Here is a 12431-nt window from a genome sequence, read left to right on the forward strand (position 1 = left end):
TTAAGGGGGGGCACATTAGAATGGCAGATTACCTGGTAATCGTGGAATCACCAGCAAAAGCGAAGACAATAGAACGCTATTTAGGAAAGAAATACAAAGTGCGCGCATCCCTTGGCCACTTGAGAGACTTACCCCGTAGTCAAATGGGAGTCGACGTAGAAAACAACTATGAACCGAAGTATATTACGATTCGGGGAAAAGGCCCGATTTTACAAGATTTAAAAAAAGAAGCGAAAAAAGCGAAAAAAATCTTTCTCGCAGCTGACCCCGACAGAGAAGGGGAAGCGATTGCCTGGCACCTTGCACATCAGCTTGGTGTGGACAATCATTCCGACTGTCGCGTCGTCTTTAACGAAATTACAAAAGATGCAATAAAAGATTCGTTTAAAAATCCTCGTCCGATCAATACCGATTTAGTAGATGCCCAACAAGCGCGTCGTGTTCTCGATAGGCTTGTCGGCTATAATATCAGTCCAATTCTATGGAAGAAAGTTAAGAAAGGATTGTCAGCAGGTCGGGTTCAATCTGTTGCGCTAAAACTTATTATTGATCGCGAAGAAGAGATTAAATCATTCGTACCGGAAGAGTACTGGTCAATCGGTGCTGGATTCAGTAAAAAAGAAGGAGATTTTGAGGCTTCTTTTTATGGAACAGCAGGTAAGAAGGTCAAACTGACGGACAAAAATCAAGTTGACGAAATTCTTTCTAGCTTGGACGGAGATGACTTTACCGTACACCAAGTCGTGAAGAAAGAACGTAAACGTAATCCCGCTGTACCATTTACAACGTCTTCCCTACAGCAAGAGGCGGCACGTAAGTTAAACTTCCGTGCAAAGAAAACGATGATGATTGCCCAGCAATTGTATGAAGGGATTACAATCGGTAAAGAAGGAATCGTTGGACTCATTACTTACATGCGTACAGATTCGACGAGAACATCCGAGACGGCCCAAGCTGAAGCGAAATCACATATTGAGACGATGTATGGCGAAGAGTTTACACGTAAAACAAAAGCAACTAGCAAGGCTTCAGCTGCGAAGACACAAGACGCGCACGAAGCCGTCCGCCCAACATCTGTCCTACGTACACCTGAAGCGATGAAAGCGTTTTTATCAAAAGATCAGTTGAAATTATACAAACTCATTTGGTCGCGTTTTCTCGCAAGTCAAATGGCACCTGCCATCCTTGATACGGTGACTGTAGACTTACTGAACAATGACGTTCAGTTCAGAGCTACTGGCTCCCAGGTAAAGTTCCAAGGATTCATGAAAGTGTATATTGAGAGTCATGATGATAAGGAAGAGGAAAAAGATAATGTCCTTCCTCCACTTACGGAAGGGGAAACGGTTAAGTGTGCGTCGATTGACCCAAAACAGCATTTCACGCAACCACCTCCACGTTATTCCGAGGCACGACTTGTGAAGACGTTGGAAGAGCTAGGGATAGGGCGTCCATCGACCTATGCGCCAACATTGGATACGATTCAAAAAAGAGGCTATGTCACTTTAGATGCGAAACGATTTGTTCCTACTGAATTAGGTGGAATCGTTAACGCTGCGGTCAACCAATATTTCTCAGATATTACCAATGTGGCGTTTACGGCTAAGATGGAACAAAGTCTGGACCATATTGAAGTGGGTGAGATCCCTTGGGTTACGGTCATTGATGAGTTTTACAAAGACTTTGAGAAGCATTTGAAAGTCGCAGATGAAGAAATGGAGAAAATTGAGATTAAAGACGAGCCTGCCGGAGAAGATTGTGAAAAGTGCGGATCGCCAATGGTCTATAAAATGGGTCGGTATGGTAAGTTCATGGCGTGCTCAAACTTCCCGGATTGCCGTAATACAAAAGCAATCATTAAACCGATTGGTGTGACATGTCCACTTTGCAAAGAAGGGGAAGTTGTCGAACGCAAGAGTAAGAAGAACCGGATCTTCTATGGCTGTGATCGGTATCCTGAATGTGAATATATATCTTGGGATAAACCAATTTCTAGGCCATGTCCGAAATGTGAAAGTACTCTTGTTGAAAAACGTCTGAAAAAAGGATTACAAATCCAATGTACGGAATGTGATTATAAAGAGAAACCACAAGAATAATTTAGCTAGAGAGAAGGGTTCAATGTGACACCAATTGTAAATGTCATCGGTGCAGGACTTGCAGGAAGTGAAGCGGCTTGGCAAATTGCAAGCCGAGGGGTACAGGTACGGTTATACGAAATGCGACCTGTTCAACAAACTCCAGCACACCATACAGACAAATTCGCAGAGCTTGTTTGCAGTAACTCGTTACGTGCAAACTCACTGACGAATGCTGTAGGCGTCATTAAAGAAGAAATGCGCCGTCTAGACTCCATCATTATTGCAGCAGCGGATGCTTGCTCAGTTCCTGCTGGTGGAGCGCTTGCTGTCGATCGTCATGAGTTCTCCGCGCATGTAACGGATAAAGTACGCAATCACTCATTAGTGGAAGTAATAAATGAAGAAGTGACGGATATTCCAGAAGGTATAACAGTGATTGCAACCGGTCCACTCACTTCTCCCGCATTGGCTGAAAAAGTTCGCCAGCTTACGGGGGAAGAGTATCTATACTTTTATGATGCAGCGGCACCTATCGTTGAGAAAGACTCGATCGATATGGATAAGGTGTACTTGAAATCACGTTACGACAAAGGAGAAGCTGCATATCTCAATTGTCCGATGAATGAAGACGAATTTGCAGTATTTTACAATGCGTTAGTGAACGCGGAAGTAGCGGAACTTAAAGAATTTGAAAAAGAAGTGTACTTCGAAAGTTGTATGCCTGTTGAAGTTCTTGCGAGTCGAGGTGAGAAGACACTATTATTTGGCCCGATGAAGCCAGTTGGATTAGAAGATCCAAAAACCGGTAAAAGGCCAAAAGCCGTCGTACAGCTTCGCCAAGATGATGCTGCGGGCACACTTTATAATATTGTTGGATTCCAGACGCATATGAAATGGGGCGCCCAGAAAGAAGTATTGCGACTCATCCCAGGTCTTGAAAATGTTGAAATTGTACGCTATGGTGTGATGCATCGGAACACGTTCATCAATTCACCGAGGGTGTTGCAACCAACCTATCAGCTAAAAGCCAATCCAAATTTATTCTTCGCAGGTCAAATGACAGGCGTTGAAGGATATGTAGAGTCTGCAGGTGCAGGTCTAGTTGCAGGAATGAACGCAGCAAGATTAGCTTTAGGTGAAGAGCTCTATGTTCTCCCACAACAGACAGCATTAGGAAGTATGGCAAGATATATTACAGAAGCAGATTCAAAGAACTTCCAGCCAATGAATGTGAACTTCGGATTGTTCCCGGATCTAGGAGAGCGTGTTCGTTCTAAACTGGAACGAGCGGAAAGACATGCGAATCGGGCACTCGAATCACTCGATACGTTTAAGATGGAAAACCAACTTTAAAAAATGTGTAAAGAAGGAAGGGATTACCTTTCTTCTTCTTTTTTATTGCGGTAGTGTGAGCTTTTTGTGAACTTTTGATGGCAATGTAGTAAAAGAATGTCTAGAGGTCAGACTTCCTAGTGCCTCATAGTTGTAGAAATACCTGTAAATCGTGTATAGTAAATCGTGGATGAATTTGAATTTAAGGAGTAATCAGCATTTTCAATTAGTTTGGGTAATCGAATACGCTAATTGCCAAGCGTTTAAATGATGATTATTTATTCATTTTTCGGGAGGTGTATTTTATGGATGAACAGACAATCCAAATACGTAACGAATATATAATGTACGTTCGTTTGGAAAAGAACTATTCAGTCCACACTGTATCGGAATATGAAAAAGATGTAGATGAATTTCTTGAGTTCTTAAAAACTGAAGGTATTCTTACGATAGAGAGCATTACATATCAAGAAGCACGTCTTTTTGCGTCGCGTCTGTATGAGCGCGAATTATCGAGAGCAACCATTTCGAGAAAGATTTCTTCAGTTCGTTCATTCTTCCGCTTTGCCAATTCCCGATATGACATTAATGACACAGCATTCCGTTTACTGCACCACCCTAAAAAGGAGGAACGGCTTCCTGCTTTTTTTTATGTTGAGGAACTTGAGAAGCTTTTCGATTCATGCCTAGGAGAAAAACCTAGGGATCTGCGAGATCGAGCATTATTGGAACTTCTCTACGCTACAGGAATTCGAGTAAGTGAACTTACATCAATCAGTTTAAGTGATATCGACAATGATCTTGGTATTGTTCGAGTTATGGGGAAAGGCAGAAAAGAGCGTTATGTCCCATTCGGCAGCTTTGCGCAGTCGGCAATTGAACGATACATTGAAAATAGCCGGTCGTTACTTATGAAAAATACAAAACATGATCGATTATTTGTTAACTTACGAGGTGGCCCTCTCACTGAACGGGGTGTCAGGCATGTGCTAGACGCCATTGTTGAGCGAGCGTCTATCCAGTCTAATGTATATCCTCATATGCTGCGACATACGTTTGCAACCCATTTACTATCTGCAGGAGCGGATATGAGGACTGTCCAAGAACTGCTTGGACACAGTGATTTGTCTTCGACACAAATATACACCCATACTACGAAAGAGCATTTAAGAAGAACCTATATGAATACGCATCCGCGTGCTTAGGAGGAAATTTAAATGGAATTTCATGCAACTACGATTTTTGCCATTCGGCATAAAGGAGTTTGTGCAATGTCTGGTGATGGTCAAGTGACCATGGGAGAAAGTGTAGTTATGAAACATACCGCAAAAAAAGTCCGCAGACTATTTAACGGGAACGTACTCGCTGGATTTGCAGGCTCTGTTGCCGATGCATTTACACTGTTCGATCTATTTGAAGATAAATTGACAGAGTACAACGGTAATCTACAGCGTGCGTCTGTTGAACTTGCAAAAGAATGGCGTGGAGATCAGATACTTCGCAAACTAGAGGCAATGCTACTTGTGATGAACGAAGAGAATCTTCTTCTTGTATCAGGAACAGGTGAAGTCATCGAGCCTGATGATGGCATTCTCGCTATTGGGTCTGGTGGAAACTATGCATTAGCAGCTGGACGTTCTCTTGCGAAATATGCAGGGGAGTCATTGACTGCTGAACAGATTGCTCGCGCTGCACTTGAAACGGCTTCTGAAATTTGTGTCTTTACAAACGACAAGATTATCGTGGAGGTGCTTGGGGAATGACTTCACAACAACTAACGCCAAAAGAAATGATTACATTTTTAAATCGTTACATTGTTGGGCAAGATAAGGCAAAGAGAGCAGTAGCAGTTGCGATTCGCAATCGCTATAGACGCAACTTGTTAACTGAAGAAGAAAAAAACGAAATCATCCCGAAAAACATTTTGATGATTGGACCAACCGGAGTGGGGAAAACGGAAATCGCACGTCGTATTGCAAAACTCGTGGATGCGCCATTTGTAAAAGTCGAAGCAACGAAGTTTACGGAGGTTGGTTACGTTGGAAGAGACGTTGAATCCATGGTGCGTGACCTTGTTGAAACCGGTGTCCGGATTATCAAAGAAAAACAGCGTGCTCAAGTGAAAGGTCAAGCAGCAGTTCAAGCTGAAGAACGATTAGTGGAATTGCTCGTTCCTTCGAAAAAAAAGAAGGGATCTATGCAAAATCCGTTTGAAATGTTGTTTGGTGGGCAAAAGAATGAGAGTGGCGCTGAAGAACATGAAGAAGTTACAGAGATGACGCGAAAGCGCAGTGAAATTGCTGACTTGCTGAAGAAAGGAATGCTTGAAGAAGAGCAAGTGACAGTTGAAGTCGCTTCTCAACAACCTTCCATGTTTGATGCGTTGCAAGGTTCTGGAATGGAACAGATGGGTTCAAATATGCAAGATGCTCTTTCTTCGCTTATGCCGAAAAAAACAACAACAAGAAAACTTTCTGTAAAAGATGCAAGAAGAGTATTAGAAGCCGAAGAAGCGGACAAACTAATTGATCATGACGAAATTGCACGCCAAGCAGTCCAGTTAACGGAGCAATCTGGAATTATCTTCATCGATGAAATGGATAAGATCGCAAGTAAGAGTGGCGGATCTTCTAGTGCTGATGTTTCTCGTGAAGGAGTTCAACGTGATATTTTACCAATTGTAGAAGGATCAACAGTGAATACGAAATATGGTGCGGTAAAAACCGATTATATTTTATTTATAGCTGCGGGTGCTTTTCATATGGCAAAACCGTCTGATATTATACCCGAGTTACAGGGACGATTCCCAATTCGTGTTGAATTAGACAAATTATCCAAAGAGGATTTCGTCAGGATTTTGAAAGAGCCAGATTTCTCTCTTATTCGACAATACGAGAAACTTCTAGCAACAGAGAACGTCCTATTAGAGTTTACAGATGATGCGATTGATCGCATCGCTGAAATTGCATTCGAAGTGAATGACAATACTGAAAACATTGGTGCAAGAAGACTTCATACAATCGTAGAACGTCTACTTGAGGAGCTTTCGTTTGAAGCATCAGATATTGGTCCAACGAGTATTAAAATTACCCCGACATATGTCGACGAAAAGTTACAAGGAATCGTCAAAGACAAAGATTTGTCACATTTCATCTTGTGACAAAGTCGAAATGGTTTAATTAACAATTAAAAACCTTTAGAATATTCGTATCAGTTCCGAAATAATGAGGAGGAAAATATAATGACACTTTTAGAAAAAACAAGAAAGATTAATGCTATGCTACAAGAAACTGCAGGTAAGCAAGTAAACTTTAAACAAATGGCTGAGCAACTTAGTGAAGTAATTGACTGTAACGCATTCATCGTAAGTCGAAAAGGAAAGCTACTTGGGCTTGAAATCCATCACCAAATTGAAAACGAGCGCATGAAGCAAATGTTTGAAGATCGTAAATTCCCTGAAGCGTACACGAAACAGCTTTTTGAAATTCGTGAAACATCACCAAACATTGGCGTTGATAGTGAATATACAGTATTCCCTGTTGAAAACCAGGAACTGTTTAAAAATGGATTAACAACTATCGTTCCGATAATTGGTGGCGGCGAGCGTCTTGGAACACTTATTCTTGCTCGTTTGAGCGATGACTTTAAAGAAGACGACCTAATCCTAGCCGAATACGGTGCAACTGTTGTTGGTATGGAAATTCTTCGAGAGAAATCTGAAGAAATCGAAACAGAAGCTCGCAGTAAAGCTGTCGTTCAAATGGCGATCAACTCACTCTCATATAGTGAACATGAAGCAATTGAACATATCTTTAACGAGTTAGATGGAAATGAAGGACTTCTTGTCGCATCTAAAATTGCTGACCGTGTTGGAATTACGCGTTCAGTTATCGTAAACGCACTCCGTAAGCTAGAAAGTGCTGGCGTAATCGAATCACGTTCCCTAGGAATGAAAGGCACATATATTAAAGTGTTGAATAGCAAATTCCTAGAAGAGCTCGAAAAACAAAAATCATAATCTGTCAAGTCAAAAAGAAATGTAAAACAAGTAAAAGCGATTGTCGCTTTTACTTGTTTTTTTTTATGTAAATAGTACTTATATAAGGGATATATTAGACGAAAATAAAATCTTTTTAGGAATTAATCAAATAAAATCCTAATATTCAGTTTTATATAAAACGATTATGGGGTACATAAGAACTAATAAAAAGGGTATTTCTTGTGAACAAATACGAAATAATAAGCAAAACTTCTGGTATTTTTATATAATTTGTATAGACAAAATGGTTCACTATCCGATACAATGATTATTAAATGTGGACTTTTGATAGATTATGTCGAATTTAATAGATTTCTAATAAATAGACGGAGGAGGAGTATCATATGAACCTTTTTGGAGGAACAATTTCTGCTTTAGAAAAAGGACTCAATTTCTCATCTGACAAATCTAAAGCGATTTCGCAAAACGTGGCGAATGTTGACACGCCAAATTATAAAGTAAAATCGGTGGATTTTAAAACGTATTTAAACGATGCAAAATTAACCCAGTTAGAAGCATATCGAACGGATCAGAGACACCTAGAGTTTGCTCCAACTTCAACTGGAGAAACAAAGCATACCTATGCAAATTTTAGTTATAACCAAAATGGGAATGGTGTGGATATGGATAAGGAACAGGCGGATCTAGCTGCAAACCAGATCTATTACAACGCTCTTGCCGATAGAATAAGCAGCAAGTTCAATTCACTTAATAATGTCATTAAAGGAGGACGGTAATCATGTCGATCTTCCATAGCTTAAATTCTTCTGCTTCTGCTTTAACGGCACAACGTCTTCGTATGGATGTTATTTCTTCCAATATGGCGAATGTGGACACAACTCGAGGTAAATTAGTTGACGGTGAGTGGCAACCTTATCAAAGAAAATCTGTAACGTTTCAACCAAAACAAGGACAGTTTTCAAACTTTTTAAACGCTGCGATGGGTACTCGTGACAGAGGTGGCATCGGGAATGGCGTCACTGTATCACGTATTCAAGAAGATACAGAAACTCCTTTTAAGCAAGTCTATGATCCTACACATCCAGATGCAAATGCAGAAGGGTACGTAGAAATGCCTAACGTCGATCCATTACGTGAAACAATTGATATGATGTCTGCAACTCGTTCGTATGAGGCAAACATTACGGTACTTAATTCAAACAAAGCAATGTTAATGAAAGCACTTGAAATCGGAAAATAAAGGATGAAAGGATGAGGTCAGATGGCTATTTCTTCAATCATGGCGATGGCACCAGGTATTTCGCCTGATGCAACGAAAACTTCGCCTACGACATTTGAATCCCAACAAAAATTCGGTAGCTTTTTAAAGGATGCAATCCAAGATGTGAATGCAGCTCAAGTTCAGTCTGATGTCATGACTGAAAAGTTAGTTCGTGGTGAAAATGTAGATTTACATAATGTAATGATTACTGCTCAAAAAGCTTCAGTCGCATTGAATGCTACTATGGAAATTCGTAATAAAGTAATTGAAGCTTATCAGGAAGTTATGCGCATGCCAGTGTAAGAAAAATATGGCGTTATTCAAAAGTATGAGTACGGATGACGTTTGCCGACCGGAGGATCAGAATGAAAGAGAGAGTGACAAAGATCAAAAACGACTTACAAGCGTTTTGGTCAAACCGGACAAAAAAACAGAAAATCTTGTACATTAGCATTGCTGCTTCAATTCTCATTGTTGCAGCACTTCTTACTTTCTTCCTATCACGTACGACGTTTGTTCCGTTATACAAAGACCTATCTCGTTCGGATATTGGGAGAATAAAAGAAGAGTTAGATGCACAAGCTGTGCCGAACCAAATCGCACCAGGGGGTACCTCGATACTAGTACCTGCAGAACGAGTAGATGATTTACTTGTTTCAATTGAATCTCAAGGACTTGCAAATTCAGGAAAAATCGACTACTCGTTTTTCTCTGAAAACGCAGGCTTTGGGACCACTGATAACGAGTTTAATATGATTAAGCTCGCAACGATGCAAAATGAACTTGCTAAACTGATTACTGGAATTGAAGGTGTGCAAGATGCCAAAGTCATGATTACACTTCCTACTCAAGGGGTCTTCGTTAACGAAGATGTTCAAGCAGCCAGTGCTTCCGTTGTTTTACAAACAGAACCGGGTCAGCAGTTCAGTGAACAACAAATCAAAGGGCTGTACAACTTAATCTCTAAAAGTATTCCAAACTTAGCTCCGGAAGATATCGTAGTCATGAACCAGTACTTCGAATACTATGACTTGAACCAAGAGAATAATCAGTTTGGTACTAATGTTGCCGATCAGATGACGATTAAGAAATCGATTGAGCGTGATCTGCAACGTCAAGTTCAAATGATGCTAGGATCCATGATGGGTCAAGATAAAGTCGTTGTATCGGTAACTACAGATATCGATTTTCAACAAGAAAAACGCGAAGAGAATCTAGTTACACCTGTTGACGAAGAAAGTATGGAAGGAATCGCGCTAAGTGTACAACGTATAACAGAAACATTTACGGGCGATGGTGCTGTACCAGGCGGTATCCCTGAAGGAGAAGATCCGACTGATAACCGAACAACAATTGTTGAAGGATCCACGGGTAGCGGAGATTATGAACGAGTGGAAGAGACAATCAATAACGAAGTGAATCGTATTCGTAAAAACATAGTAGAAAGTCCTTATAAAATCCGAGACATTGGTTTACAAGTAATGGTTGAACCACCAACACCAAACGACCCTGGATCTTTAGAACCAGGTGTTGAAGATGACATCAAACAAATCCTTGAAACGATTGTAAGAACGTCCATTGACAAAGTTTCTGCAGGTGAGTTGACTGAAGAAGAACTGGCAGAGAAAATTGCAGTATCGATTCAGCCGATTCGAGGTAAGCAAACTGATTTCGATGCAGAACGTACCGTTATTCCTTGGTGGGTTTATGTTGTAGGTGGAGTGCTTATTCTCGTAATAATTGCGTTAGTTATTCTTTATATTAGAAAACGCCGTAAAGATGAGGCGTTAGCATTAGAAGAGGCGCAAGCACTGGAAGAGCAATTAAAAGCGATTGAAGTTAGCGATATTAATGGCGAAGTTGAAACAGAAGGAACATTACGCAGAAAACAACTTGAAAAAATGGCGAAAGAAAAACCGGAAGAATTCGCGAAATTGCTACGCACTTGGATAGCAGAGGACTAAGGAGAGGTCAGACATGGTAAAAAAAGATAAAGATATGTCCGGGAAACAGAAGGCGGCTCTCCTTCTGATTTCTCTCGGTCCTGAAGTATCCGCCGCGATTTACAAGCATTTAACGGAAGAAGAAATTGAGCGCTTAACACTCGAAATCTCCGGAGTCCGGAAAGTCGAGTCTTCAGTCAAAGAAGATATCATTGAAGAGTTTCATAATATTGCTCTTGCCCAAGATTATATTTCACAAGGCGGTATTGGTTATGCGAAAACAGTTCTCGAGAAAGCGTTGGGCAAAGAACACGCACAAGCGGTTATAAACCGCTTGACATCCTCTCTACAAGTTCGTCCATTTGATTTTGCTAGAAGAACAGAGCCTAGCCAGATTTTGAATTTCATTCAAAATGAGCATCCACAAACGATTGCACTCATTTTGTCCTACTTAGAATCGGAGCAAGCTGGTATGATTCTTTCGTCCTTACCTCAAGAAGTGCAAGCGGACATCGCTAAACGGATTGCGACGATGGAATCTACTTCTCCTGAAGTTATTAGTGAAATTGAAGCTGTCCTTGAACGTAAACTTTCTTCAACAGTTACTCAGGATTACTCAGATACAGGTGGCGTTGATGCAGTGGTTGAAGTTCTTAATGGGGTGGATAGAGCCACTGAGAAAACCATTCTGGATGCACTCGAAATCCAGGATCCGGAACTTGCAGAAGAAATCAAAAAGCGGATGTTTGTCTTCGAAGATATTATTACGCTCGATAATCGCTCAATTCAACGTGTCATCCGAGACTGTGAAAATGAAGATCTCATACTTTCTATGAAAGTATCTAGTGAAGAAGTTAAAGACATTCTCTTCAAGAATATGTCTCAGCGTATGGCTGAGTCGTTCAAGGAAGAGATGGATGTCATGGGACCAGTCAGACTTCGTGATGTTGAAGAAGCACAATCTCGTATTGTCGCAACTATACGTCGCCTAGAAGACGCGGGAGAAATTATTATTGCACGTGGTGGAGGAGATGATGTGATTGTCTAATATCTACAGACCTGGCTCGAACCAAACGACAGGTGTGAAGAAGATTGGAATTCGCAGTCTCCAGACTGTTACGGACAACATAGAAACTACAACAGTCCCTCAAATGAATTTAGCGGAAATTATTATGGAGCGAGACCGTTTAATAAATGAAGCGCAAACTCAAGCGAGCATTGAAAGAGCTGCAATTGAACAAATGCGTGCAACAGCTCATGAAGATATTGATGCTATGCGAAATGCTTGGGAAGCTGAAAAAGCAGCTCTCCAGCAACAGGCATATGAAGAAGCGTTCCAAGTAGGTTTTGAAGAAGGTACGAAAAAAAGTATTTCAGATATGCAAGATACAATTAAGCGTGTCAATGAAACCATCGAGATTGCACAAAAGAATGGACAGTCTTACTTAGAGCATCAAGAACGCTTGATTTTAGAAATTGCAATGAAATCTGCCGAACGTATTCTCGGTCAGTCGTTAGAAGAAAAACCGGAGTTATTTGTATCCATTGTGAAGCGTGGTTTGAAAGAGGCTCGTGAAATGCGTGATGTGAAAGTGTATGTATCTCCTGAATACTATAAACTTGTTTCAGATAGTCGAGAAGAACTAGCTTCAATTTTTCCACCTGACGTACCTATGCTGCTTTTTGTGAATGATGAGTTCAAAGCTACAGAGTGTTACATCGAAACCAATCATGGGAGAATCGTCGTCACTGTTGATGAACAGTTAAATGAGATGAAAGAGCGCCTTGTGGAACTATTGGAAAGCGAGGGCTGA

At 40.8% G+C, this 12431-nt stretch carries 12 protein-coding genes; all 12 read left to right on the plus strand.

Features of this window, described 5'->3' with window-relative positions; all coding sequences use genetic code 11:
- Nucleotides 1-20: 20 nt before the first annotated feature.
- The 12 genes from topA to fliH all read left to right on the plus strand — a co-directional run bounded on the left by topA (nucleotide 21) and on the right by fliH (nucleotide 12431).
- Nucleotides 21-2099 (plus strand): type I DNA topoisomerase, encoded by a 2079-nt coding sequence (topA, locus tag M3197_RS04315; RefSeq protein WP_251658896.1) that lies wholly within the window; start codon nucleotides 21-23, stop codon nucleotides 2097-2099.
- A gap of 24 nt (nucleotides 2100-2123) precedes the next feature.
- The gene (gene trmFO, locus M3197_RS04320; protein ID WP_251658898.1) at nucleotides 2124-3434 is read left to right on the plus strand and encodes an FADH(2)-oxidizing methylenetetrahydrofolate--tRNA-(uracil(54)-C(5))-methyltransferase TrmFO; all 1311 of its coding nucleotides are present in this window, start codon (nucleotides 2124-2126) and stop codon (nucleotides 3432-3434) included.
- A gap of 284 nt (nucleotides 3435-3718) precedes the next feature.
- Complete coding sequence (xerC, locus tag M3197_RS04325; protein ID WP_251658900.1) at nucleotides 3719-4618, plus strand: tyrosine recombinase XerC; 900 nt, start codon at nucleotides 3719-3721, stop codon at nucleotides 4616-4618.
- 12 nt (nucleotides 4619-4630) lie between these two features.
- Nucleotides 4631-5176: an ATP-dependent protease subunit HslV gene (hslV, locus tag M3197_RS04330; protein WP_251658902.1), complete on the plus strand. Its 546-nt coding sequence runs from the start codon at nucleotides 4631-4633 to the stop codon at nucleotides 5174-5176.
- Nucleotides 5173-6573, plus strand: coding sequence for an ATP-dependent protease ATPase subunit HslU (hslU, locus tag M3197_RS04335; RefSeq protein ID WP_251658904.1), 1401 nt, complete (start codon nucleotides 5173-5175; stop codon nucleotides 6571-6573). The genes hslV and hslU overlap by 4 nt, the downstream gene beginning before the upstream one ends.
- Nucleotides 6574-6654: 81 nt before the next feature.
- Nucleotides 6655-7431 carry a GTP-sensing pleiotropic transcriptional regulator CodY gene (gene codY, locus M3197_RS04340; protein WP_251658905.1) on the plus strand — a complete coding sequence of 259 codons (777 nt, stop codon included), beginning with the start codon at nucleotides 6655-6657 and terminating at the stop codon, nucleotides 7429-7431.
- A 365-nt stretch (nucleotides 7432-7796) separates the two neighbouring features.
- The gene (gene flgB, locus M3197_RS04345; RefSeq protein WP_251658907.1) at nucleotides 7797-8189 is read left to right on the plus strand and encodes a flagellar basal body rod protein FlgB; all 393 of its coding nucleotides are present in this window, start codon (nucleotides 7797-7799) and stop codon (nucleotides 8187-8189) included.
- Nucleotides 8190-8191: 2 nt separating this feature from the next.
- The gene (gene flgC, locus M3197_RS04350; protein WP_251658909.1) at nucleotides 8192-8653 is read left to right on the plus strand and encodes a flagellar basal body rod protein FlgC; all 462 of its coding nucleotides are present in this window, start codon (nucleotides 8192-8194) and stop codon (nucleotides 8651-8653) included.
- 45 nt (nucleotides 8654-8698) lie between these two features.
- Nucleotides 8699-8977, plus strand: coding sequence for a flagellar hook-basal body complex protein FliE (gene fliE, locus M3197_RS04355; protein ID WP_490723207.1), 279 nt, complete (start codon nucleotides 8699-8701; stop codon nucleotides 8975-8977).
- A gap of 62 nt (nucleotides 8978-9039) precedes the next feature.
- Complete coding sequence (gene fliF / locus M3197_RS04360) at nucleotides 9040-10638, plus strand: flagellar basal-body MS-ring/collar protein FliF (protein WP_251658913.1); 1599 nt, start codon at nucleotides 9040-9042, stop codon at nucleotides 10636-10638.
- Nucleotides 10639-10651: 13 nt separating this feature from the next.
- On the plus strand, nucleotides 10652-11665 hold the full coding sequence (fliG, locus tag M3197_RS04365; protein ID WP_251658915.1) for a flagellar motor switch protein FliG: 1014 nt from the start codon (nucleotides 10652-10654) through the stop codon (nucleotides 11663-11665).
- Complete coding sequence (gene fliH / locus M3197_RS04370; protein WP_251658924.1) at nucleotides 11658-12431, plus strand: flagellar assembly protein FliH; 774 nt, start codon at nucleotides 11658-11660, stop codon at nucleotides 12429-12431. Before fliG ends, fliH begins: the two co-directional genes overlap by 8 nt.

Origin of the sequence: Sporosarcina aquimarina, from assembly GCF_023715615.1 — a bacterium.
GTDB classification, from domain to species: Bacteria; Bacillota; Bacilli; order Bacillales_A; family Planococcaceae; genus Sporosarcina; species Sporosarcina aquimarina_A.

Bases quoted from the DNA above. Each gene is read 5' to 3' on its own strand.
- hslU (WP_251658904.1), top strand. From the start codon at position 5,173: ATGACTTCACAACAACTAACGCCAAAAGAAATGATTACATTTTTAAAT.
- flgB (WP_251658907.1), top strand. From the start codon at position 7,797: ATGAACCTTTTTGGAGGAACAATTTCTGCTTTAGAAAAAGGACTCAAT.
- fliE (WP_490723207.1), top strand. From the start codon at position 8,699: ATGGCACCAGGTATTTCGCCTGATGCAACGAAAACTTCGCCTACGACA.
- fliF (WP_251658913.1), top strand. From the start codon at position 9,040: ATGAAAGAGAGAGTGACAAAGATCAAAAACGACTTACAAGCGTTTTGG.
- topA (WP_251658896.1), top strand. From the start codon at position 21: ATGGCAGATTACCTGGTAATCGTGGAATCACCAGCAAAAGCGAAGACA.
- flgC (WP_251658909.1), top strand. From the start codon at position 8,192: ATGTCGATCTTCCATAGCTTAAATTCTTCTGCTTCTGCTTTAACGGCA.
- hslV (WP_251658902.1), top strand. From the start codon at position 4,631: ATGGAATTTCATGCAACTACGATTTTTGCCATTCGGCATAAAGGAGTT.
- xerC (WP_251658900.1), top strand. From the start codon at position 3,719: ATGGATGAACAGACAATCCAAATACGTAACGAATATATAATGTACGTT.
- codY (WP_251658905.1), top strand. From the start codon at position 6,655: ATGACACTTTTAGAAAAAACAAGAAAGATTAATGCTATGCTACAAGAA.
- fliG (WP_251658915.1), top strand. From the start codon at position 10,652: ATGGTAAAAAAAGATAAAGATATGTCCGGGAAACAGAAGGCGGCTCTC.